Source organism: Amycolatopsis thermalba (assembly GCF_023376025.1).
In the GTDB taxonomy this organism is placed as follows: Bacteria; Actinomycetota; Actinomycetes; order Mycobacteriales; family Pseudonocardiaceae; genus Amycolatopsis_E; species Amycolatopsis_E thermalba.
Genome location: NZ_CP091196.1, coordinates 2,239,460 through 2,263,753 on the forward strand (window position 1 = coordinate 2,239,460; position 24,294 = coordinate 2,263,753).

16 protein-coding genes are annotated in these 24,294 nt (G+C 71.4%); 12 read left to right on the plus strand and 4 right to left on the minus strand.

Going from position 1 to position 24,294, the window contains the following annotated elements:
* Positions 1-102 precede the first annotated feature (102 nt).
* Complete coding sequence (locus tag L1857_RS11050; RefSeq protein WP_249464958.1) at positions 103-1,176, minus strand: LacI family DNA-binding transcriptional regulator; 1,074 nt, start codon at positions 1,174-1,176, stop codon at positions 103-105.
* Positions 1,177-1,242: 66 nt separating this feature from the next.
* On the opposite strand from L1857_RS11050, the gene L1857_RS11055 reads away from it, so the two are divergent.
* The 9 genes from L1857_RS11055 (at position 1,243) to L1857_RS11095 (ending at position 17,406) form a co-directional block, all read left to right on the plus strand.
* On the plus strand, positions 1,243-2,430 hold the full coding sequence (locus L1857_RS11055; RefSeq protein WP_116111290.1) for an MFS transporter: 1,188 nt from the start codon (positions 1,243-1,245) through the stop codon (positions 2,428-2,430).
* 20 nt (positions 2,431-2,450) lie between these two features.
* Positions 2,451-4,460: a bifunctional copper resistance protein CopD/cytochrome c oxidase assembly protein gene (locus tag L1857_RS11060; RefSeq protein ID WP_249464961.1), complete on the plus strand. Its 2,010-nt coding sequence runs from the start codon at positions 2,451-2,453 to the stop codon at positions 4,458-4,460.
* 169 nt (positions 4,461-4,629) lie between these two features.
* Positions 4,630-5,127: a single-stranded DNA-binding protein gene (locus L1857_RS11065; RefSeq protein ID WP_116111292.1), complete on the plus strand. Its 498-nt coding sequence runs from the start codon at positions 4,630-4,632 to the stop codon at positions 5,125-5,127.
* Between the two features lie 98 nt (positions 5,128-5,225).
* Positions 5,226-6,902 carry an energy-dependent translational throttle protein EttA gene (gene ettA, locus L1857_RS11070; RefSeq protein ID WP_116111293.1) on the plus strand — a complete coding sequence of 559 codons (1,677 nt, stop codon included), beginning with the start codon at positions 5,226-5,228 and terminating at the stop codon, positions 6,900-6,902.
* A 52-nt stretch (positions 6,903-6,954) separates the two neighbouring features.
* On the plus strand, positions 6,955-9,714 hold the full coding sequence (locus L1857_RS11075) for a hypothetical protein (RefSeq protein ID WP_249464964.1): 2,760 nt from the start codon (positions 6,955-6,957) through the stop codon (positions 9,712-9,714).
* A gap of 789 nt (positions 9,715-10,503) precedes the next feature.
* A complete protein-coding gene (locus tag L1857_RS11080) occupies positions 10,504-15,465 on the plus strand; it encodes an NAD-glutamate dehydrogenase (protein WP_116111294.1) in 4,962 nt (1,653 codons plus the stop codon).
* Between the two features lie 10 nt (positions 15,466-15,475).
* Positions 15,476-15,898, plus strand: a complete 423-nt coding sequence (locus L1857_RS11085) for an acyl-CoA thioesterase (protein ID WP_094007916.1) — start codon at positions 15,476-15,478, stop codon at positions 15,896-15,898.
* Complete coding sequence (locus L1857_RS11090) at positions 15,895-16,530, plus strand: DUF8010 domain-containing protein (protein ID WP_116111295.1); 636 nt, start codon at positions 15,895-15,897, stop codon at positions 16,528-16,530. The genes L1857_RS11085 and L1857_RS11090 overlap by 4 nt, the downstream gene beginning before the upstream one ends.
* 39 nt (positions 16,531-16,569) lie before the next feature.
* Positions 16,570-17,406, plus strand: a complete 837-nt coding sequence (locus L1857_RS11095; protein WP_116111296.1) for an LLM class F420-dependent oxidoreductase — start codon at positions 16,570-16,572, stop codon at positions 17,404-17,406.
* A gap of 38 nt (positions 17,407-17,444) precedes the next feature.
* On the opposite strand, the gene L1857_RS11100 is transcribed toward L1857_RS11095, so the two are convergent.
* Positions 17,445-17,828: a globin gene (locus tag L1857_RS11100; RefSeq protein ID WP_094007919.1), complete on the minus strand. Its 384-nt coding sequence runs from the start codon at positions 17,826-17,828 to the stop codon at positions 17,445-17,447.
* Positions 17,829-17,841: 13 nt separating this feature from the next.
* Positions 17,842-18,801, minus strand: a complete 960-nt coding sequence (locus L1857_RS11105) for a mechanosensitive ion channel family protein (protein ID WP_116111297.1) — start codon at positions 18,799-18,801, stop codon at positions 17,842-17,844.
* Between the two features lie 391 nt (positions 18,802-19,192).
* Between L1857_RS11105 and L1857_RS11110 the strand changes: the two genes are divergently transcribed.
* The 3 genes from L1857_RS11110 to L1857_RS11120 all read left to right on the plus strand — a co-directional run bounded on the left by L1857_RS11110 (position 19,193) and on the right by L1857_RS11120 (position 21,093).
* Positions 19,193-19,690, plus strand: coding sequence for an HNH endonuclease (locus L1857_RS11110; protein ID WP_094007929.1), 498 nt, complete (start codon positions 19,193-19,195; stop codon positions 19,688-19,690).
* Between the two features lie 661 nt (positions 19,691-20,351).
* Entirely contained in the window at positions 20,352-20,621 is a 270-nt protein-coding gene (gene ctaJ, locus L1857_RS11115; protein WP_017987644.1) for an aa3-type cytochrome oxidase subunit CtaJ, read from the plus strand.
* Positions 20,608-21,093, plus strand: a complete 486-nt coding sequence (locus L1857_RS11120) for a DUF5130 family protein (protein WP_094007922.1) — start codon at positions 20,608-20,610, stop codon at positions 21,091-21,093. The genes ctaJ and L1857_RS11120 overlap by 14 nt, the downstream gene beginning before the upstream one ends.
* Before the next feature lie 588 nt (positions 21,094-21,681).
* Here L1857_RS11120 and pepN read toward each other — a convergent pair.
* Positions 21,682-24,243 (minus strand): aminopeptidase N, encoded by a 2,562-nt coding sequence (gene pepN / locus L1857_RS11125; RefSeq protein ID WP_249464970.1) that lies wholly within the window; start codon positions 24,241-24,243, stop codon positions 21,682-21,684.
* Positions 24,244-24,294 lie beyond the last annotated feature (51 nt).

Genomic DNA, 24,294 nt, shown 5'->3' on the forward strand with positions numbered 1-24,294 from the left:
ACTCGTGTGGATAAGTAGGTTCCGTTAACTCGATCGAGACCGCCGAACCGCAGTTGTCCACAGGATCGCGAACTCGCTCTTGCCGAGCGGGCGAATCTTCTGCTATTCGGCGGGACCCGTGGAACCGCGCACCACGAGTTCGACGTCCAATGTGGTCGGCTTCGGTGCGCGGTGCCCGGCGAGCAGGTGCAACGCGAGCTCCCCGGCGAGCTGTCCCTTGCGCACGAGGTCCTGCCGCACCGTCGTCAACGGCGGATCCGACCACGCCGCCGGCGGGGTGTCGTCGAACCCGACGATCGACAGATCCCGCGGCACGCGCAGACCGCGTTGCCGCGCCACCGCCAGCGCCGCCAGTGCCAGTTCGTCCGACATGCACAACAGCGCGGTCGGTTCGCGGTCGAGCAGGCGCGCCGCGCCGGGCATCGCCGCCTCCCGCGACAGCCCCGACACCTCCCAGATGGGCACCGCGTCCGGGGCGATCCCCGCCGCCGCCAACGTTTCCAGATATCCCGCGAGCCGCTCCCGGTTGTCCAGGAACCGGCTCTGCGCCGCCTCGGCCGCGCTCAGCGGACCCCCGCGCGGCTCGGACAGGCACTGGGCGGACAGGATCGCGAACCGCCGGTGTCCCAGTTCCAGCAGGTGCCGGGCCGCGGCCGTCGCGCCACCCCGGTCGTCCGTCGACACCCGCGCCGATCCGGGAACGATCGGCTGGTCGATCACCACCAGCGGCAACCCGCGCTGCTTGACCGCCCGCAGCGCCGGCGCGTTGTCCGCCAGCGAGTACGCCACCGCGAGGTCCGCCTGCGCCGCGAGCACCCGGTCCGCCCGCGGCCCGCCGTCGTGCCCGCCCGGCAGGAGCAGCAGCGCGTGCCCCTCCGGATCCACCCGGCTCGCGAGCGCGTCGAGCGTGATCGACAACGCCGGATCGGAGAACGCCGCCGACAACCCGGTGTCGAGCATGAAGGCGATCGCGCCCGACCGCTGGGTGGCGAGGCTGCGCGCGGTCGGGTTGGGACCCGCGTACCCGAGCCGCTTCGCCACGCGCAGCACTTCGTCGCGGAGGCCGGCCGAGAGCTGGTCGGGGCGGTTGTACGCGTTGGACACCGTCGCCCGAGACACGCCCACCGCGCTGGCGACGTCGTCGAGCGTCGGGCGGCGCCGACGGGTACCGGTCATCGCCGCAGTCTAGACCGAACCAGAACCCGGTTGACGTTCTGAAGCGCTTAAGTCATTGTGGGACGGGTGATTGTGGTCAGCGACCGGGCAGCGGTCTTCGTGGTCTTCGCGCTCAACGGCGCGGTGTACGGGTCGTGGGCGCCGCGTGTGCCCGCCCTCGCCGAGCAGGTGGGCGCCAGTCCGGGCGAGCTGGGTCTGGCGTTGCTCGGGGGCACCGCGGGGCTCCTCCTCGCGGCTCCGCTGTCCGGCCGGCTGTCGGAGCGGTTCGGCGCGCGTGCCGTCATGCTCGCCGCGACGCTGCTGTCCTGCGTCGTGCTGCCCCTGACCGGGCTCGTAGGTTCGGTGGCGTGGCTCGCGGTCGCCCTGTTCGGCCTCGGTTTCGCCAACGGCGGGCTCGACGTGGCGATGAACATCGGCGGCGTCAGCGTCGAACGGCGCACCGGCAAGGCGATCATGCCGGTCTTCCACGCCGGGTTCAGCTTCGGCGGCCTGGTCGCGTCGGCCGCGGCCGGGCTCGCCGCGGCGCTGCGCTGGTCGCCCGAGCGGCACTTCCTGGTCGCCGCCGTCGTGACGGCGCTCGTGATGCTGGCCGTCCACCACGGCCTGCCACGGGCGGTGCCCCGATCCGAGCGGCCCGCCCGCGCGGCGACCACGGCACCCACCCGCCGGCCGGTGCTGTGGCTGCTGGCCGTGGTCCCGCTGTGTTCCGCGATGGCCGAAGGCGCCAGCTCGGACTGGTCCGCGCTGCTGCTGGTCACCGAGCACGGCGCCGGTCAGGGCGCGGCCGCGCTGGCCTTCACCGCGTTCTCGCTGGCCATGGCCGTGACGCGGCTGGGCAGCGCGTGGGTGCAGCGCCGCCTCGGGGCCACCCGCACCCTCGCGATCGGTGCGGTCGTGGCCGCCGCCGGCCTGCTGATGTCCGCGCTGGTCCCGATCGCCGCGCTGGCCTTTGCCGGGTTCGTCCTGGCTGGGATGGGTCTGGCCGCCGCGTTCCCGGTCGCGCTCAGCCTCGCCGGCGAGGCGGGCAAGCGTGCGGACGGCAGCGGCGGGGAGCGGGAGATCGCGTTCGTCACCACCGTCGCCTACACCGGGTTCCTGGCCGGTCCGCCGCTGATCGGCGGTATCGCCCAGCTGACCTCCCTGTCCGCTTCGTTCGTGCTGGTAGCGGTCCTCGCGGCGCTCATCGCCCCGGCCGCCGCCGGCGCGAGTCGCGCAGGTCACCGTGAACGGACCGCTGCCGAACTCCGCGTTTGACGCGGGCCTACCCTCGACGTGTGCCCTCCGAAGTTTCCGAGACCGCGACCCGGCGCCGGGTGAGCGTCCTCCCGCTGCTCCTGGTGTGCGGGTTGCTGGCGGCGGTGGTGGCCGTCGCGCTGCTCGCGCTGTCGGGCGGGGCCACCTACCAGATCGCCGGCCTCCCCGAGCCCGGGCTCGTCACCCAGTACGGCGTCGGCGTGGTCCGGGTGCTCGCCGACGCGGCGTCGGTCGTGTGCGTGGGATCCCTGCTGCTCGCGACGTTCCTGGTGCCGCCGCAGAAGTCCGGCGTCCTGGCGCGTGACGGGTACGCGGCCCTGCGCGCCGCCGGGATCGCCGCGTGGGTGTGGTTCTTCGCCGCACTCGCCTCGGTCCTGTTCACCGCGGCGGACGCGGCGGGCAAGCCGGTCACCGAGCTGTTCTCGCCGCAGGTCCTGCTGGACCTGGTGGACGCGATCGAGCAGCCCAAGGCCTGGCTGTGGACGGCGGCCATCGCGCTCGTGCTGGTGCTCGGCTGCCGCCTCGCGCTGTCCTGGGGCTGGACCGCGGTGCTGTTCGGGCTGTCCGTCGCCGGGCTCGTCCCGGTCGCCGTGACCGGCCACTCGGCCAGCGGCGGCTCGCACGACCTCGCCACGAACAGCCTGCTCTACCACCTGATCGCCGCCTCGCTGTGGGTCGGTGGCCTGGTCGCGCTGCTCGCGCTCGGCTGGCGGCGCGGGGAGCACCTGTCGCTCGCGGCGCGCCGCTTCTCCCGGCTCGCGCTGGTCTGCTGGATCGTGATGGCCCTGTCCGGCGTGATCAACGCGCTGGTCCGGCTGCCCCTGTCCGACCTGCTCACCACCGAGTACGGCCTGCTCGTCCTGGCGAAGATCGTCGCGTTGCTGGTGCTCGGCGTGTTCGGCCAGCAGCAGCGCAGCCGCGGCGTGCGGGCGGTGGTCGACGGCCAGGGCGGCGGGCAGTTGCTGCGGCTGGCCGCGGTCGAGGTGCTGATCATGTTCGTCACGATCGGCATCGCCACCGCGCTGGGCCGCACCCCGCCGCCGCAGGAAGCCGTGCAGCCGTCGACGACGGAACTGCTCATCGGCTACGACCTGCCCGGCGCGCCGACCCTGCTGAGGCTGCTGTTCGACTGGCGCTTCGACCTGATCTACGGCACGGCGGCGATCGTGCTGGCCGCGCTCTACCTGGCGGGCCTGCGGCGGCTGCGGCGCAACGGGGTCGAGTGGCCGGTGGGGCGGACGGTGGCGTGGCTGGCGGGGTGCTTCGTGCTGCTGATCGCCACGTCCTCGGGCATCGGGCGCTACTCGCCGGCGATGTTCAGCGTGCACATGGGCAGCCACATGCTCCTGTCGATGATCGCTCCGGTGCTGTTCGTCCTGGGCGGGCCGGTGACGCTCGCGCTGCGGGCGTTGCCGGTGGCGGGCCGGGACGCCCCGCCGGGGCCGCGCGAGTGGCTCCTGGCGGCAGTGCACTCACCGGTGTCCCGGGTGCTCACCCATCCGATCGTCGCGCTGGCCTTGTTCGTCGGTTCGTTCTACGCGCTGTACTTCTCCGGCCTGTTCGACGCGGCGCTGAACTACCACTGGGCACACCTTCTGATGAACGCCCACTTCCTCCTCGCCGGTTACGTCTTCTACTGGCCGGTGATCGGCGTCGACCAGGCTCCGCGGCGGCTGCCGCACCTCGGCCGGCTCGGGATGATGTTCGCCGCCATGCCCTTCCACGCCTTCTTCGGCGTGATCCTGATGTCGAAGCAGACGATCATCGGCGACAACTTCTACCACGCGCTGCACCTGCCGTGGGTGTCCGACCTGCTGGCGGACCAGCGGCTGGGCGGCGGGATCGCGTGGGCGTCCGGTGAGGTGCCGGTGCTGCTGGTGCTGATCGCGTTGCTCGTGCAGTGGTCGCGGGCGGACGCGCGGGAGGCGAAGCGGAAGGACCGCCGGGAGGAGGCCAGCGGCGACCAGGAGCTGGCGGCCTACAACGCGATGCTCAAGCAGATGGCGGACCAGGGCAAGCCCCGCCCCTAGCACACGCCACCGACATTTTCGGTGCCACGAACGGTTTTCCCCGCGAGTTGTCCACACGGCGCGAAACCATCCACAGATTTCGGCCGATTTCGCTTTCGCTCTCCCCATCGCTCGTTCCCGGGGCACTCTGGTGTCAGGCCGGTGACGACGAGTGAGAAGGAGAACGGCGATGGCGATCGGGGAGACGATGGTGACCCTGGTGGGCACGATGACCAGCGACATCACGGTCAAGCGGGTCGGGCAGGACCGGCGTGAGCTGGCGATCTTCTGGGCACGCAGTGACGAGCGCCGGTTCGACAGGCGCAGACAGGAGTGGGTGCCGGGCAGGCGGTTCTCGGTGCGGGTGGTGTGCCATCGCGCACTGGCGGCCTCGGCGGCGCAGGCGTTGCGCCGGGGCGATCCCGTGGTGGTCAACGGGCGGCTGCACACCGGCGATCCGGACGTCGACGGGTCTCGTGCTCAACTTGAACTCGAGGCTTTCGCGCTCGGGCCCAACCTCGCCCAGTGCGGCGTCTCGCTGAGGCGGGGTCCCGGGGCCGAACCCGATGTGCCGTCCCAGATCCCGTTGTGGGACCCTGCCTGCCTCACCGACGAAGCCCTGGAGAACCGGCCCGTCGGGGCCCGCGCGCCGGTGCTGGCCGGGCCGCGGGGAGGGCAGGGCCCGTGACGCGCCGGAGGTTCTCCACGGTGACGGGGGGTTGACTGTCCGTCGCGGGATGGTGACCGGCGTTCGGTCGCGCGTGACACGGCTCTACGATCGTGGGCATGGCCGAGTTCATCTACACCATGAAAAAGGTGCGCAAGACCGTCGGGGACAAGGTCATCCTCGACGATGTCAGCACCGCGTTCTACCCGGGCGCCAAGATCGGTGTCGTGGGTCCGAACGGTGCCGGCAAGTCCACCGTGCTGAAGATCATGGCGGGACTCGATCAGCCGAGCAACGGCGAGGCCTTCCTCCAGCCGGGCGCGAGCGTCGGAATCCTGCAGCAGGAGCCGCCGCTCAACGAGGACAAGACCGTGCGCGGCAACGTCGAGGAGGGCCTCGGCGAGATCAAGGTGAAGCTCGACCGCTTCAACGAGATCGCCGAGCTGCTGGCCACCGACTACAGCGACGAGCTGATGGAGGAGATGGGCCGGCTGCAGGAGGAGCTCGACCACGCCGACGCCTGGGAGCTGGACTCCCAGCTCGAGCAGGCGATGGACGCGCTGCGCTGCCCGCCGCCGGACGAGCCGGTCACCCACCTCTCCGGTGGTGAGCGCCGCCGGGTGGCGCTGTGCAAGCTGCTGCTGTCGAAGCCCGACCTGCTGCTGCTCGACGAGCCCACCAACCACCTGGACGCGGAGAGCGTGCTGTGGCTGGAGCAGTTCCTGGCCGGCTACCCGGGCGCCGTCCTCGCCGTCACCCACGACCGGTACTTCCTGGACAACGTCGCCCAGTGGATCATGGAGCTCGACCGCGGCCGCGTCGTCGGCTACGAGGGCAACTACTCCACGTACCTGGAGAAGAAGCGCGAACGCCTCGAGGTCCAGGGCAAGAAGGACGCCAAGCTCGCGAAGCGCCTGAAGAACGAGCTGGACTGGGTGCGGTCCAACGCCAAGGCGCGCCAGACCAAGTCGCGGGCCCGGCTCGACCGCTACGAGGAGATGGCCGCGGAGGCCGAGCGCACCCGCAAGCTGGACTTCGAGGAGATCCAGATCCCGCCGGGGCCGCGGCTGGGCAGCGTGGTCGTCGAGGTCTCGCACCTGAAGAAGGGCTTCGAGGACCGCGTCCTGATCGACGACCTGTCGTTCACGCTGCCGCGCAACGGCATCGTCGGCGTGATCGGGCCGAACGGTGTCGGTAAGACGACCCTGTTCAAGACCATCGTCGGGCTGGAGAAGCCGGACGACGGCGAGGTCAAGATCGGCGAGACGGTCAAGCTGTCCTATGTGGACCAGAATCGGGCCGGGATCGACCCGAAGAAGACGGTGTGGGAGGTGGTGTCCGACGGGCTCGACTACATCAACGTCGGGCAGACCGAGATGCCGTCGCGCGCCTACGTCAGCGCGTTCGGGTTCAAGGGGCCGGACCAGCAGAAGCCGTCGGGTGTGCTCTCCGGTGGTGAGCGCAACCGGCTGAACCTGGCCCTGACCCTCAAGCAGGGCGGGAACCTGATCCTGCTGGACGAGCCGACCAACGACCTGGACGTCGAGACGCTGGGCTCGCTGGAGAACGCGCTGGAGCAGTTCCCCGGCTGTGCCGTGGTCATCTCGCACGACCGGTGGTTCCTGGACCGCGTGGCGACGCACATCCTCGCGTGGGAGGGCACGGACGAGAACCCGGCCAAGTGGTTCTGGTTCGAGGGCAACTTCGAGGGCTACGAGAAGAACAAGGTGGAGCGGCTCGGACCGGACGCGGCCCGGCCGCACCGGGTGACACACCGCAAGCTGACGCGCGACTGAGCGGGGAAGCCCCGTGCTAGCACGCTCGAGCCGACACGGAAGCGGAGTCCCCTTGGTAGCCACCCAGCACAGCCGAACCGGTTCGCGTCCGCAGGACGGCGGCCGGAGCGCCGAGATCGCGGCGGTCGAGCGGTTGCTCGGCCAGGCGGCCGACTTCGAGCTGCGCGCGCCCGAGCTGGCGCTCGTGCTCGGTGAGCGGGCCGCTGCCCTGGCCGAGGCGGCCGGAGCGGAGGAGCTGTGGGTCCGTGGCGAGGGGCTCGCGGTGTCGGCGCGGGTTCGTCTCGGTCTGCGGGCGCCGACGGTGGGCCGTGCCGTGGCTGCCCTGCGTGCCGCGGAGGACACGGGGCAGACGACGCTCGCGGCCCAGTTGCGCACCGACCTCGCCGTGTGTGCGCGCAGTGTCGGCGCGCCCTTGACCGGGCTCGCCGCGCTGCGGCCGGTGCTGGACGCGTCCGGCTTCGGTGGCGCGCGCAAGGCGGCGGCGCTGAGCCAGCTGGTCGGGTGCCTGTCGCAGTTCGGGCGCAAGCTGGAACTCGACCGGACCCTCGCCGAGGCCGACCGGCTGTGCGGGGCGGACGACGACCTCGACGGTGACGGGCGGCTGCTGGCGCGGTCGCTGCTGCGGGTCGCGGTGTCGGCGCACCGGCGGCGTCACGGGGACGTCATCGGCGCGGCCGACGCGGCGCGGACGGGGCTCGGTTTCCTCGAACAGCTGGAGGACGCGCAGCACGACGGTGGTGTGGTGCGGATCCGGCTGGTGCTCCAGCTCGTCTGCTCGCTGCTCGACCGCGGGGACGGCACCAACGCGCTGGACCTCGCGCGACCGGTACTGGACGAGCCGGCCCGTGCGGCGTCCGTCGCGCCGGCCGGGTGGCTCCGGATGGCGATCGCCACCCGGGTCCTGCTGCCCTCTGGCAGCGTGGAGGCGGCCGCGCGGATGCTGCGTGACGCCGTGCACGCCACCGAGCGGCACGAGCTGCACGCGCTGACCGCGCGCCTGTGGACTGAGCTGGCGCACGTGGAGGAGCGCCTCGGCCGGTACGCCGAGGCGATCGAGTGCCTGCAGCTGGCCCGGGCCGCCGAGCACATCCACGCGCGTGCCCGGCGTCAGGCGGTGGGCCTGCTGGCCGGTGAGTTCGGTGGCGGCGGGCACGCCGATGTCGATCTCGACCACGTCCTGGGGTCGGTGCCGGCGAGCGAGGTTGCGACCGCTTCGGTTGCGGTCGCGCCGTTGTCGGTTCCCGAGCCGGCGAGCATCGAGGCGACGAGCCAGGAGACGCCGCGACCGCGTGAGGCGGCGGAACAGGCTCGGCCGCAGAGCGCCCGGCCGAGCTGGTCGCTGGCGCCCGAACCCGCCGACGAGCGGCCGGCGGAGGTCGCGAAGACCGAGCGCTTCGAAGACGTGGTGCGGGCTTCGCGATCGGACGACACCATTCCAGGCTCGCGGTCCGAGGAGCGCGGCCGGACATCGCGCTCGGACGAGGTCGTGACGGCGTCGCGGTCCGAGCAGCGTGAGTCCGAGAAGCCGCGGGAGGATGCTGCGGCGGCATCGCGGTCCGAGGCTTCGGACGTGGTGCGGTACCGGCGGTCCGAACCGGTCGTGGATGTGTCCCGGCTGGGGGACGCGGTTGTGAAGGCGCTGCCGGATCGATCGCGTGAGGGATCGGCGGGGCGTCGGCGGGCCGAGGACAAGCCGGACGGGCGGTCCGAAGAGGTTGCGTCGCGGGACGACGTGACGTCGGAGGACGTGGCGGTTTCGCGCTCCGAGCGCGCCGAGACGCGGGCGGCCCGGAAGACGCGGCACGACTCGGAGCACGGGTCGGTCGCGGCGCGGAGCGTGCTGGACAGGCTGGGCGTCAGCACCGGGGCGGGTGGCGGTCGCCGCCGCGCAGCCGGAACGGGTGAGCCGGGACGCCCCGAGACCGCCGGACGCCGCCGCGCCGGGGACGACACGCTCGGCGACTCCATGGCGCCCGCGGAGGCCGGCCGCGATGGACGCGGGGACAACGGCCGTGAGTTCGGTGAGCGCGCGGATGTCGGCCGGGACTTTGCTGGCCTCGGCGACGCCGGCCGGGAGTCCGGTGGGCGTGCTGGCCTGGACGATGCCGGCCGGGAATCCGGTGGGCGTGCCGGCCTCGGCGACGCGGGCCGGGAGTCCGGTGGGCGTGCTGGCCTCGGCGACGCGGGCCGTGAGTTCGGCGGGCGTGCGGAGACTGGCCGCGATTCTGCTGGACGCGGCGGCGTGAGCCGTGAGCCCGACGGGCGTGAGGAGTTCGCCGCGCGGGACGACGGTGACGCCTCCAGCGAGTCGTGGTTGAGTGCGGAGGCGGAGCCGGTCAGCCGCGCCGAGGTCGCTCCGGCTGCGCGTTCGGACAGCGCTTCCGAGCCCGAGGTTCGCGGCGAGAACGAGCCGGCGCCGAGCGTGCCGGTCATCGACAACTGGTTGCCTCGCCTGCGGCTGCCACCGTCGCTGGCGCCGTGGGACGACTTCTCCGGCACGGACAGCGAACCGGCCACCAGCAGCAGCACGTCGGAGACCCCGTTCACGAACGCGCCCGTGCTGCGGGACGACGATCTCGGCGAGCCGTTCCGCACCGAGCTGACCGGCGTGCCGGACGACGATCTGCCCGAGGACGCCGGCCTAGCCGACCTGCTCGCCCGCGCGCTCGCCGAGCACCAGGCGGGCACCGCGAGCGCGGCGGCCCTCGTGAAGCGACTCGGCAACCAATCATCGTCCGAGCCGCGACCGGTCAACGGCCACGGACGCAACGGCAGCGAGCCCGGAAACGGCCGCCACCGCGGCGACGGCTGACCTTTCACCGGCGGCTGCGCGGCTGTGGGCGCGACGGCTGCGAGTCGGGCAACGGCCGCGACCGCGGCGACGGCTGACCTTTCACCGGCGGCTGCGGCTGTGAACGCAACGGCTGACCTTCACCGCGGTTGCGCGGCCGTGGCCGCAACGGCTGTGAGCCGGACGCTGGTTTCCGCGGTGTCGAGGGTTGAGGGTGCACTGTGGCGTGGCTGGGGTGCGGCCGTGCGTAGCGGTAGTGCGCCGGGTGCCGGTTGGCATCGCGGGGGAGCCGGGTGCCGCCGCTGGGGTGGCTTGGCTTCAGTCGACGGGTGGTCCAGGGCGTAGCGACGGAAGTGCTCGGTGACGAGAACGGCCGCCACGGTGGTATGGGCCGTGTGAGGCCGCTGACGGGGTGAAGTTGCGGCTTGACTGCCGCCGTTGGTGGGCCGAGGTTGTGGCGGGGCGTGGCTGCCGCCGTTGGCGGGGCGAGCTCGTGGGGTGGCGTCGCTGCCGTCGGGCTGGGGCGAGCCGGGGTGGAAGGGCGTCGCGAAACCTGGCCGCCGTAGCCGGGGGAACGTGCCGTAGCGGCTGGCGCACCGTGCGCCGAGGGGTCGCCATCGTGTTTCGGGGGGCCTGCCCTCGGCCATCCCTCCAACGTGAAAACCCGCTTCCATCCCTGTGCCAATCCGCCTCGATTGTGCATCGATTCTACGATCCGGCGGTCGGGCGTCAGTGGGTTTTTCGGGCTGGTTATGGTGGTGTTCGTTCAGCGTCATGCGCGCGATCAGACTCGGTGGAGAGTTGCCTGAGATGAGCTCGTCAAGAGTGTCCGTCCGCCCCGGGACCACGTCCGGAACCGACCGTCTACGCCCTGCCAGCCCGGAGCAGATCCGCGACGAGCTGATCGAAGCCGCGGCCCGGCACGCGCCGGACATCGCCGACCTCATCCGCCTCTACTACCGCCACATCCCCGCCGACGAGATCCTCGGCGACGACCCCGTCGACCTCGTCGGCGCCGTCCGGTCCCACCAGGAGTTCGCGCGCAACCGCGTGCCGGGGGGCCCCGCGGTCCGCCTCCTCAACCCGACCACCGCCGAGGACGGGTGGACCCGCGACGCCACCGTGGTCCAGATCGTCACCGACGACATGCCCTACCTGGTCGACTCGGTCACCGCCAAGCTCGCCCGCGACGGCGTCCAGGTCCAGCGCCTCGTGCACCCCATCGTCGCCGTCACGCGGGACATCACCGGCGAACTCGTCAAGGTCCACCCGGCCGCCGACGTCGCCAACCCGCCCGAGGGCGCGATGGTCGAATCGTGGATGTACGTCGAGATCGACCTGATCACCGACCCCAACCGCGGCCGCGAGCTGAGCACCCACCTCGCCTCCGTCCTCGGCGACGTCCGTGAGGTCGTCGAGGACACCGACAAGATGATCCAGGCCGCGGAAAGCCTCGCCGCCGAACTCGACGCCACCCCGCCGCCGCTGCCCGACGACGAGGTCACCGAGGGCGCGAACCTCCTCCGCTGGCTCGCCGACGGCCACTTCATGTTCCTCGGCTACCGCCGCTACGAACTGGTCGAGGACCCCGACCCGGGCACCGACGGACCCGCCCTGCGCGCCGCCCTCGCGTCCGGGCTCGGCGTGCTGCGCCAGGACAGCCTCGCCGCCCGCAGCCTCACCGCCGGCCCCGACATGGCCGCCACCGCGCTCGCCCCGCACCTGCTCGTCCTCACCCAGGCCAGCGCACCGTCCACAGTGAACCGTCCGGTCTACCCGTACTACGTGGGCGTCAAGACGTTCGACGAGCGCGGCAACGTCACCGGCGAGCACCGGTTCCTCGGCATGTTCACCACCTCCGCGCTGCACGAGGACGTCCTCGACGTGCCGGTCATCTCCCGCAAGGTGTGCGAGGTCATCCACCGCGCCGGCTTCCCGATGGAGTCCTACTCCGGCCAGCGCATGCTGGAGGTCCTGCAGAACTGGCCGCGCGCCGACCTGTTCTCCGCCGACCTCGACTCGCTCTACTCGACCGCCATCGGCGCCATCACCCTGTCCGACCGGCGCCGCCTGCGGCTGTTCCTGCGCCGCGACACCTTCGGCCGCTTCTACTCGTGCCTGGTGTTCCTGCCGCGCGACCGCTACACCACCCGCTCGCGCCTGGCGATGCAGGAAGTCTTGCTCGCCGAACTCGAAGGCACCCACCTCGAGTACGGCACGCGCGTCGGCGAGACCGCGCTCGCCCAGGTGCACTTCACCGTCCACACCGACCCGGCCACGCGCGTCGAGCCGGACGTGCTGCGCATCCAGGAACGCCTCAACGCCGCGGTGCGCAACTGGGACGATCTGATGGTCGAGGCGATCCTGGCGGAACGGCGCGAGCGCGCCGGCGAGGCCGCCCGCACCACGGCCACCCTCGGCGAGGAGTCGGCCGGTGAGCTCGGCCAGCGCTACTCGGGCATCTTCCCCGAGGCGTACAAGGAGGACTTCACCGCCACCGAGGCGCTCGCCGACCTGCGCAAGCTGGAGAGCCTGACCGGCCCGGACGACCTGGCCATGTCGTTCTACACGCCGGACGGCGCCGAGCCGGGGGAGCGGCGGTTCAAGCTCTACCTGCTCGGCGAGGGCGTCACGCTGTCGGCCGTGCTGCCCGTCCTGCAGCGGATGGGCCTGGAGGTCGTCGACGAGCGGCCCTACGAGCTGCGCCGCTGGGACGGCACCCGGTCCTGGGTCTACGACTTCGGGCTGCGCATCGGCCTGACCGACCTCGGCGAGGCCGAGCGCGACCTGCGCGAGCGCTTCCAGGACGCCTTCGCCGCCGCGTGGCGGGGCGACTGCGAGGTCGACGACTTCAACGCCCTCGTGCTGCGCGCCGGGCTGTCCTGGCGCCAGGCCGCGGTGCTGCGCGCCTACTCGCGCTACCTGCGCCAGGCCGGCACGCCGTACTCGCAGGAGTACATCCAGCGCGCCGTCCTCGCGCACACCGACATCGCCAAGATGCTGGTGAAGCTGTTCGAGCACCGCTTCGACCTGACCACGGACCCGGACGCGGACGAGCAGACCGAGGCGCTGGTCGGTGAGATCTCCGCGATGATCGACGCGGTCACCAGCCTGGACGAGGACCGCATCCTCCGCCGCCTGCTGTCGGTCATCTGCGCCACGCTGCGCACCAACTACCGGGTCACCGACGCCGACGGCCGCCCGCGCCCGTACCTGGCGCTCAAGCTGGACCCGAAGAGCGTGCCGGACCTGCCGGAGCCGCGGCCGCGGTTCGAGATCTTCGTGTACTCGCCGCGCGTCGAGGGTGTGCACCTGCGCTTCGGCTCGGTCGCCCGCGGTGGCCTGCGCTGGTCGGACCGCCGGGAGGACTTCCGCACCGAGATCCTGGGCCTGGTCAAGGCGCAGGCGGTGAAGAACGCCGTGATCGTGCCCGTGGGCGCGAAGGGCGGGTTCGTCGTCAAGCGCCCGCCGGTCCCGACCGGCGACCCGGGCGTGGACCGCGACGCGCACCTGGCCGAGGGCATCGCCTGCTACCGCATGTTCATCTCCGGCCTGCTCGACCTCACCGACAACCTCGTCGAGGGCCGCACGATCCCGGCCAGGGACGTCGTGCGCTACGACGGCGACGACAACTACCTCGTGGTGGCGGCCGACAAGGGCACCGCGACCTTCTCCGACATCGCCAACGAGGTGTCCGCGGCCTACGGCTTCTGGCTGGGCGACGCGTTCGCCTCCGGCGGGTCGGTCGGCTACGACCACAAGGCCATGGGCATCACCGCCCGCGGCGCGTGGGAGAGCGTCAAGCGGCACTTCCGCGAGCTGGGCGTGGACACCCAGACCCAGGACTTCACGGTCGTCGGCATCGGGGACATGGCCGGTGACGTGTTCGGCAACGGCATGCTGCTGTCCGAGCACATCCGGCTGGTGGCCGCGTTCAACCACCTGCACGTCTTCCTCGACCCGAACCCGGACGCGGCGGCGTCGTTCCGCGAGCGCAAGCGCCTGTTCGAGCTGCCGCGCTCGTCGTGGGAGGACTACGACCGCTCGCTGATCAGCGAGGGCGGCGGCGTGTTCTCCCGCAGCGCCAAGACGATCCCGGTGTCGCCGCAGGTGCGTCAGGCGCTCGGCCTGGCCGACGACGTCACCCAGCTCGCCCCCGCCGACCTGATCCGCGCGATCCTGCTGGCGCCCGTGGACCTGCTGTGGAACGGCGGCATCGGCACCTACGTCAAGGCCGAGACCGAGACCCACGCCGACGCCGGGGACAAGGCCAACGACGCGGTGCGCGTCGACGGCAACCAGCTGCGGGTGAAGGTGGTCGGCGAGGGCGGCAACCTGGGCCTGACCCAGCGCGGCCGCATCGAGTTCGCCCGCGCCGGTGGCAAGATCAACACCGACGCGCTGGACAACTCCGCCGGGGTGGACTGCTCCGACCACGAGGTCAACATCAAGATCCTGCTCGACCACCTGGTCGGCAGCGGCGCACTGGACCGCGAGCAGCGCAACGAGCTGCTGCACGAGATGACCGACGAGGTCGGCCGCCTGGTGCTCGCGGACAACTACCACCAGAACGCGGTGCTCGGCGTGAGCCGGGCGCACGCGCCGCAGATGCTGCCCGTGCACGCGCGGCTGGTCGCGAGCCTGGAGAAGGCCGGGGCGCTGGACCGCAAGCTGGAGGCGCTGCCGAGCAAGCAGCAGTTCCAGGCGCTGGAGAAGGCCAGTGAGGGCCTCACCTCGCCGGAGCTGGCGACCCTGCTCGCGCACGTGAAGCTGGAGCTGAAGGACGAGCTGCTGGCCAGCGACCTGCCGGACGCGGAGGTGTTCGCCCGGCGGCTGCCCGAGTACTTCCCGAAGCCGCTGCGCGAGCGGTTCGCCGACCGCATCGGCGAGCACCCGCTGCGCCGCCAAATCATCACGACGCTGCTGGTGAACGAGGTCGTCGACGGGGCGGGCGTGTCCTACGCCTACCGCCTGGCCGAGGAGATGAACGCGACCGCCACCGACGCGGTGCGCGCGTACACGATCGTCACGCGCGTGTTCAACCTCAACGCCCTGTGGAACGACATCCACGCGCTCGACAACTCGGCGCCCACCGAGGTGCAGGACGCGATGATGCTGGAGTCGCGGCGGCTGCTGGACCGGGCCGCGCGCTGGTTCCTCGCCAACCGGCCGCAGCCGCTGGCCGTCGGCGCGGAGATCTCGCGCTTCGGTCCGGTCGTCGCCGAGCTGGCGCCGAAGGTCGACACGCTCCTGCGCGGCCGGGAAGCCGAGGCCGTGCGCGAGCAGGCCGACCGCTACGCCGAGGCCGGGGTGCCGCGTGAGCTGGCGCTGCGGGTCGCGGTCCTGCTGGACGCCTACGGGCTGCTCGACGTCGTCGAGGTGGCCGAGCTGGCGGTGCGCGAGGCCGGGGTGGACGCGGAGAGCAGCCCGGAGGAGGCGTCGCAGCTGTACTACGCGCTGTCCGCCCACCTCGACGTCGACCGGCTGCTCACCTCGATCAGCGCGCTGGAGCGCGGGAACCGGTGGCACGCGCTGGCCCGGCTGGCCCTGCGCGACGACGTGTACTCGTCGCTGCGGGCGATCACGCTGGACGCGCTGCGGCACAGCGATCCCGAGGACGACACGGACGCCAAGATCGCGCAGTGGGAGAAGGCGAACGCCTCCCGGCTGGCCCGGGCCAGGGTGTCGCTCGACGAGATCAACCAGTCCGGCCGCCTCGACCTCGCGACGCTGTCGGTCGCCGCGCGCCAGCTGCGGAGCACGGTGAGGTAGGAATATCGGGGTGTACGTAGCGAAGGTGCGGCCCCGCTGGTCGGACATGGACGTGTTCGGGCACGTCAACCACGCCAACATGGTGACGTTGCTCGAAGAGGCACGCGTGCCGTTGTTGTTCGACGAAGCGGGCCGCGCCGGGCTCGCGGAGTTCGCGAAGGGCATGGTCGTGGTCAAGCTGGCCGTGCACTACCGCGCCCCGATCGTGGTGGACGGGCAGGAGATCCGGGTGGAGATCTCGCTGAAGGACCTCAAGTTCGCGTCGCTGACCCTGGACTACCGGGTGCACGACGGCCCGGACGCCGGATCGCCGGTCGCGGTCACCGCCGAGACCGTCCTCGCGCCCTACGACGTCACCACCAGCCGTCCGCGCCGCCTGACCGCGGAGGAGCGGGCGTTCCTGCAGACCCGGCTGACGGAGGCGGGCGCGTGACCGAGCTGCGCGTCCCCGACCGGGGCGACCGGGAGACGCTCGGGGCCTTCGTGGCCCGGGCGGTGCGGCTGGACGGCCAGGCCGCCGTGCGGCTGCGCAACCGCGGTGGCGGCATCGTCGAGGCGTGGGTGTCCACGCCGTTCGACTGCCTGGCGACCCGCGCGGTCCACGGCGAGGTCGAGCCTGGTGACGTGACGGTGTCCGGCAACGAGCTGCTGGCCGCCCTCACGGTCGCCGGCGGCGAGCGGATGGATCCCGGCCCGCCGCGGGACCTGCTGTGGCACAGCGAACTGCCGGCCACCGGTCCGTGGCAGCTGGTCGACGAGCTGCCGACGAAGGTGATCAGCGAGCTCACCGACCGCGGTGTCGCGCTGGCCCGGGAGAACGCCGGCCCGCACGGCACCCCGCCGGCGTCGCTGATGGACCAGGCGGTCCTGACGGTCAGCGAGGGCGACGTCGAGGTCAAGGTCCAGATGCGGTGCCTGTTCGCCCTGTCCGGAATGGGGTTCTTCGATTCGTCCATTCCGGATGACGTCATCCGGGTGACGGCGACGAACTCGTGGATGCGCCTGGACGCCCGCTACGGTGCCGTGGTCCGGCGGCGGCACGCGTTGCTTCCGCTGCTGTTCTGACTTGCGCTGGAGCTGCTCCAGGTCGCTAGGGTCGCGACCATGCGCTTCGCGTTCAAGACCTCACCCCAGAACACCGAGTGGTCCGACATGCTCGCCGTGTGGCAGGCGGCCGACGACATCGAGATCTTCGAGTCCGGCTGGACCTTCGACCACTTCTACCCGATCTTCTCCGACCCGACCGGCCCGTGCCTGGAGGGCTGGGTCACGCTGACCGCGCTGGCGCAGGCGACCAAGCGGCTGCGCCTGGGCACGCTCGTCAGCGGCATCCACTACCGGCACCCGGCGCTGCTGGCGAACATGGCCGCGACGCTCGACATCGTGTCGAACGGGCGGCTGGAGATCGGCGTCGGCGCCGGCTGGAACGAGGAGGAGTCCGGCGCCTACGGCATGGAACTCGGCACGGTCAAGCAGCGCAGCGACCGGTTCGAGGAGGCCTGCGAGGTGCTGGTCGGCCTGCTCACGCAGGAGACGACCACCTTCCAGGGCGAGTACTACCAGCTCACCGACGCCCGCAACGAGCCGAAGCCGATCCAGCGCCCGCACCCGCCGATCGTGATCGGCGGCAGCGGAGAGAAGCGCACCCTGCGCACCGCGGCGCGCTTCGCCCAGCACTGGAACTTCGTCGGCGGCACGCCGGAGGAGTTCGCCCGCAAGCGGGACGTGCTGCACCAGCACTGCGCCGACATCGGCCGCGACCCGAAGGAGATCATGTTGTCCAGCCACGTGCGGCTGGACACGGACCTCGACTACGCGAAGGTCGCCGACGAGGCGGCCGCGCTCGGCGAGCAGGGCCTGGACCTGGCGATCGTCTACCTGCCGCCGCCGCACACGCCGGACGTGCTGGAGCCGCTCGCCAACGAGCTGGCCAAGCTCTGACGCCGGGAGCCCCGTGCCCGCTCAGGCGGGCGCGGGGCTCAGACCCAGCTGTTCATCATGCTGTGGGCGGCCATCTCGAGGTAGTTCCACAGCTGGGTCTCCAGCGGCTCCGGCAGCCCGGCCTCGTCGACCGCGACGCGCATCGCGCGCAGCCACGCGTCGCGCTCGATGGGGCCGATCTTGAACGGCGCGTGCCGCATCCGCAGGCGCGGGTGGCCGCGCTGGTCGGAGTAGGTGTGCGGGCCACCCCAGTACTGCATCAGGAACAGGCGCAGCCGGTCCTCGGCCGGCCCGAGGTCCTCCTCGGGGTACATCGGCCGCAGCACCTCGTCCTTCGCCACCTCGGCGTAGAACCGCGCGACGATCTTGCGGAACGTCGGTTCCCCGCCGACGGCCTCGAAGAAGGACTGGGGGTCGCTCATACCGGTCACCCTCTCATTGTGCCGTGGTCGCGGCGGACAGGAAGCCGGCTTCCTCCAGCGCCGTGAGGCACGCCGCACGCAGCTGCCGCTGCACGGCCCACTGCCGGCCCGGCCGCACCTTGACCGTCAGCCGCAGCTCGATGCTCTCCGGCGTGACCTTCTCCACGCCGAGCACCTCGGGCTCCTCCAGCAGGTCGACCGACAGCGGCTCGGTGGTCGCGGCGCTGTGGGCGGCCTCGGTGAGGACGGCGGTGGCGCGCTCGACGTCGGCGTTGTAGCTCAGCGGCACGTCGACCAGGGCGATCGCGTAGCCCTGGCTGGAGTTGCCGACGCGGGTCACCTCGCCGTTGCGGACGTACCAGACGGTGCCCTTGACGTCGCGGATCGTGGTGATGCGCAGGCCGACCGACTCGACCGTGCCGGTGGCCGGCCCGATGTCGACGACGTCACCGACGCCGTACTGGTCCTCCAGCATCATGAACATCCCGGACAGGAAGTCCTTGACCAGGTTCTGGGCGCCGAACGCGAGCGCGATGCCGACCACACCGGCCGAGGCGAGCAGCGGCCCGAGGTTGATGCCCAGCTCGCCCAGGATGTAGATGGCGGCGAGCCCGAGCACGACGAACGAGGTCAGCGACTTGAGCACCGAGCCGATCGTCTTGGCCCGCTGGCGGCGCCGCTCGGCCACGACCGGGCCGAGGATGTCGGGGGCGCGCTCGCGCAGGGGACGCAGGATCGTGGGCAGCTTCCCGCCGTTGCCACGCGGCATGGTGGTGACCCGGTCGATCAGCTTGTGCAGCAGGAACCGGATGATCATCGCGACGAGCAGGATCAGGATGATCCGCAGCGGCTTGGCGATCAGCCAGTTGGCGGAGGCCGCCAGCCACTCGTTGTGCGTGATCTGGAACACTTGATAGCACCAGGTGCCGGGTTCGTTGATGCACTCGGGTGCTTCGTTGAGCAGCGGCGTCACGGGGCTCGGGGATCCCTTTCTGGCCGTTTCCGCCCGTCGTCACGCAGACGTCGAACGAATTTCACAGGACACGTCTTCTAACACAGGTGCGCATCGGGTGTGATCTGTGGTCGACTATGGCTGCACCGGTGGAGGTGGTCGAGTGCCAGACCGACAACCGATCCCCCTCGGCGCCCCCGACCAAGCGGTGGGCGGGCAGGCGCCGGAGGTAGCCCTGTGTTCTACGCATGATCAGGGCGCTCACCAGGGTCAGGGGCCGCCCGGAGGCGGACCTCAGCCCAGTGGGCCACCCCCGCGAGGCGGCCGCGTGAGCCGACCCTCGGGTCAGCGTAGAGGGCGGGATCCGGCCGGTTCCGGCGGCCCCGGCACGTTCTCCATGGGCAGGCGGCGGGTGCTGCTGCTCAACGCCACGTTCGAACCGCTGACCGCGCTCCCGCTGCGGCGGGCCGTGGTGCTGGTCATGTGCGGGAAGGCGGAGGTCGTGCACGGCGACCCGGCCGGTCTGACGTTGCACGCGGCGACGCTGTCGCTGCCGGTGCCGTCGGTGATCCGGTTGTCGACGTACGTGCGGGTGCCCTACCGGGCGCAGGTGCCGCTGACGCGGGCCGGGCTGATGCACCGGGACCGCTACAAGTGCGCGTACTGCGGCGGACGGGCCGAGACGATCGACCACGTGCTGCCGCGCAGCAAGGGTGGTCCGCACAGCTGGCAGAACTGCGTGGCGTGTTGTGCGAAGTGCAACCACCGCAAGGCCGACCGGCTCCTGGAGGAGCTGGGCTGGCAGCTGCGGGTGGTGCCGACGGCGCCGCGGGGCCCGCACTGGCGGTTGCTGGTGCACTCCGGGGACGCGGACCCGCTGTGGAAGCCCTACCTCGGCGTGGCGGCCTGATCGGACGCACACCGGCGCCCCGGCTGTGGTGGTGAGCCGGGGCGTTCCGACGTCTTCGACTTGGTGGTGGTTCGGGTCAGTTTCCGGGACGGGACGGGTCTCAGGCGGCGGTGACGCGCGTGCCGCGGGTGACTCGGGTGCCACGCGTGACGCGGGTGCCCATCGTGACGCGGGTGCCACGGGTGACTCGCGTGCCACGGGTCACGCGGGTACCGGCGGTGACCCGGGTCCCCCTGGTGACGCGGGTGCCGCGGGTGACTCGAGTACCGGCGGTAACCCTTGTGCCGCGCGTCACACGCGTGCCCCGCGTGGAGCAGCCGTCCGCTGTGTCGATCAGTGACGGAGCGTGGTCGTCGTTGCTCTGGGCGAGGGTACGGAGCAGGTACATGATCTGTCCTCCAGGGACCTGTGCGTTACTCATTGGGAAGGGGAGCGGGGCGCAAGGCCCGTACAGGTGAAAAAGCTACGAGGAACTGGGCCACCGGACAAGGCAATCGCGCCGGGTGCGGCCGGCTGTACGTTGAGTTGCAACCTTTCGTCCGACCGCTCTTCAGCCCATCGCCCCAATGACGTCGCGACGCTCGGCGGACGGTGGCCCGGATGCGACGAGCGGTCGTGACCGGCTTCGGCGGGCCGGGGCTGCTCGGGCTACTCTTCACGCGTGAACATCGGAGAGACGATCCTGATCTTCGCGCTGATCCCGGCCGCGATCTACGGGGTGATCAGCGTGCTCACCCTGCGGTCGAAGCTGACCGGCACGCCGCGCTACCGGCCCGGCCAGGCCTGGGAGTACCCGCCGATGTGGTGGAGCGGCAACCCGGAAGGTATCGGGACCGTGCACGACACGCACTCCGGCGAACCGGTGGAGAACAGGGACGCGAGCGGGAACGCGCGCGTGACGGCGGCAGGAGGAGCCCGTGGCAGCTGGTGAGCTGACCCGACAGCCAGGATCGGACGAGGAGCTGGAGATCGGGGTCGCGATTACCGCGACCGGTCGCCGCTCGGTGGCCCGGATGTACGAGCCCGCTGCTCCATCCAGCCCATTCAGCACCGTCCAATTGGCCCGTCTGGACGAAGCGCTGACCCTCGCGAGCCGGGAGACCGGGCTCGACTTCAGCGTGTACCTGGGCGAGCTGGGTTCCGAGAGCCGCGCCCGGGCGGAGGAGCTGCACGCGCGGATCGAGCCGGACTCGGCGAACGCCGTGCTGATCGCCGTCTCCCCGGGCGAGCGGGTCGTGGAGATCGTGACGGGCTCCGACGCGATCCGCCGTCTCCCCGACCGCGGCGCGAAGCTGGCCGTGATGAGCATGGTGGCGTCCTTCAAGGAGGGCGACCTCATCGGCGGCTTGGTCTCGGGCCTGCGCATGCTGGCCGACCAGGCCGGCTCCGCACCCAAGCACTAGGCAGAAAAGAGGGGCGGTCGCGCAGCGGCCGCCCCTCTTTTTGCACCCAAGGTAGCTGGGTGGTCATCCCGTCGCCTGACACGCAACGATCACCTTGAGCCAGGGCCGCAACCCAGGCCGCCAACCGGCGGCCGACCATGCCAACCTTGCGGCCCTGGCTCAAGGTGATATGCACAAACCGGAAGGCGACGGGATGACCACACAGCGACCACCTCGCCAAGGCGAGGTTCCTGCATTCCCCGTCATCCCGGAGCCTGCCCGTCCGGCGAGGACATCTTTTGATCTTTAGAGGTGACGTTGGGCAGGCGACGAGCCCGCTCCGCGGGCGGGAGCGCCTCACGGCGCCAAAAGGTCACCTTACGACCACCCCCGCCCCCGATGCCTGATTGTGTTTCAGTCGCCGACCAGGCGTGTCAAGGCGGGAAAGAGTACCTTGACACGCCTGGTCGGCGACCAAAGACCGGCTGTGGATCGGGGGCGGGGGAGGTCTGGTTGGGGTAGTCGGTGCTGTTGCGTTGCCGGCTTGCGGTTTGTCGCAAAGAAAGAAAGGGCGCCGGCTTGTGCCGGCGCCCCTCTCCTTTTGTGTCCTTAGGCCTCGTCGAATTCCCGTGCCGCCAGGGCCCGCACGATGCCGGCCCGGCCCTCCGAGACCAGCCGCCGCAGTGCGGCCGGGTGCTCGCCCGCCAGCCACTCGTCCGCGGCCTGCACCGTGGCGTGCTCGACCGCCCATGCCGGGAACAGTCCGACGACCGTCGGCTGGGCGCGTTCGCTCGAGCGGCGTGACCAGACCTCGTCGATGGCGGCGAAGTACGTGCTCACGTAGCCCGTCAGCAGGTCCTTCTGCCCGGGGTGGGAGAAGCCGCCGATGATGGCGTTGCTCGTCGCGTTCGGGAGGTCGTCGTCGTAGACCGCGCGCTGCCACGCCTCCGCCTTGGCCTCCGGGGTGGGGCGCAGGGCTCGGGCGTGCTCGGCGTGGCGGCGGCCCGTCGCGGTGTCGTCGCGGGCCAGTTCGGCGTCGATCTCCTCGTCCGCCGCCCGGCCGTGCGCCACCAGCGCGTTCAGCAGGCGCCAGCGCAGGTCCGCGTCGACGACCAGACCCTCCAGCGGCTCCGAACCGTCGAGCCAGCCGGCCAGCACGTCGAGCGTCGCGTCGTCGAGGACCGAACCGGTCAGCGAGTTGACGAACGCGAGCTGGTGGTCCGAGCCCGGCTCGGCGGCGCGGGCCAGCTCCAGCAGCTTCCGGGTGAACTGCGGCCACCCCTCGGCCGCCGCCCAGGACGGCTGCGCGTACGAGTTCAGCGCGGTCTGCGCCTGCAGCAGCAGCCGCTGCACGACACCGACCTCGGTCTCCGCGTGGATGCCGTGCAGCACGATCTGCAGGAAGTCCCGCGCCTTCAGCTCGGCCTCGCGGGTCATCTCCCACGCCGCCGACCAGCACAGCGTCCGCGGCAGCGGCTCGGTGATGTCGGCGATCCGGTCGACCAGCGTGGTCAGCGAACCGGCGTCCAGGCGCATCGTGCAGTAGGTCAGGTCGTCGTCGTTGACCAGCACCAGCTTGCCCGCCGGCTGCCCGGCCAGGTCCGGCACCTCGGTGCGCTCGCCCTCGACGTCCAGCTCCACCCGCTGCTTGCGGACCAGCTTGCCGTTCTCGTCGTCGTAGATGCCCACCGCGATGCGGTGCGTGCGCAGCTCACCGGCGCCCGGCTTCGCGCCCGTCTGCAGCACCGCGAACGAGGTGAACCGGCCTTCGGCGTCGACCTCGAACTTCGGCCGCAGCGAGTTCAGGCCGGTCGTCTCCAGCCACTGCGCGCTCCAGCCGGACAGGTCGCGGCCGGAGGCCTCCTCCAGCGCGCTCAGCAGGTCGGCCAGCGTCGCGTTGCCCCACGCGTGCTTGCCGAAGTACACCCGCAGCCCGGCGAGGAAGTGGTCCAGCCCGACGTAGGCGACCAGCTGCTTGAGCACGCTGGCGCCCTTGGCGTAGGTGATGCCGTCGAAGTTCACCTCGACGGCCTGCAGGTCCACGATGTCGGCCGCGATCGGGTGCGTCGAGGGCAGCTGGTCCTGCCGGTAGGCCCACGACTTCTCGATGTTCGCGAAGCTGGTCCAGGCGTGCACGTACTCGGTCGCCTCGGCCTGGGCCAGGACACTCGCGAACGTGGCGAACGACTCGTTCAGCCACAGGTCGTCCCACCAGCGCATGGTGACCAGGTCGCCGAACCACATGTGCGCCATCTCGTGCAGCAGCGTCTCGGCGCGCCGCTCGTAGGCGTAGCGGGTGACCCGGCTGCGGAAGACGTAGTCCTCCAGGAACGTGACCGCGCCCGCGTTCTCCATCGCGCCCGCGTTGAACTCCGGCACGAACAGCTGGTCGTACTTGCGGAACGGGTACGGCGTGCCGAACGCCTTGTGGTAGAAGCCGAAACCCTGCTTGGTCTCGGTGAACAGCCGCTCGGCGTCCATGTGCTCGGCCAGCGACGCGCGGCAGTAGATGCCCAGCGGGATCGTGCCGTGCTCGTCGGTGTACTGGTCGTGCCATTCCGCGTACGGGCCGGCGATCAACGCGACGAGGTAGGTGGAGATGCGCTCCGAGGTGGCGAAGACCGTGCGCGTGGCGCCCTCGGCGGTCTTCTCGGTGCTCTCGACCGGCGCGTTGGACACGATCTTCCAGTCGCTCGGCGCCGTGACCGTCAGCCGGTAGGTGGCCTTGAGGTCGGGCTGGTCGAAGCAGGCGAACATGCGCTTGGCGTCGGCTGTCTCGAACTGCGTGTACAGGTACACGGCGTCGTCGACCGGGTCGACGAACCGGTGCAGGCCCTCGCCGGTGTTCATGTAGCGGCAGTCGGCCTTGACGACCAGCTCGTTGGTCGCGGCCAGGTCCGGCAGCGCGACGCCGTTCTCCTCGGTGTAGCCGGAGACGTCCAGCGCCCGGCCGTTCAGCGTCGCGGAGCGGACGGAGCCGGCGACGATGTCGACGAACGTGCTCGCGCCGGGCTTGGTGGCGGCGAACCGGATCGTGGTCTTCGAGTCGAAGCTTCTCTCGCCCGGGCCGCCGTTACCGTCCGTGAGGTCGAGGGCGATGTCGTAGGACTCGACCTCGAGCAGCTCGGCACGCTGTTTGGCTTGGTCACGGGTCAGGTTAGGGGCGGGCACAGGCACCTCGGAAACGCTCGCGGTTGTCATTCTCGGTGATCCCGCTATCCA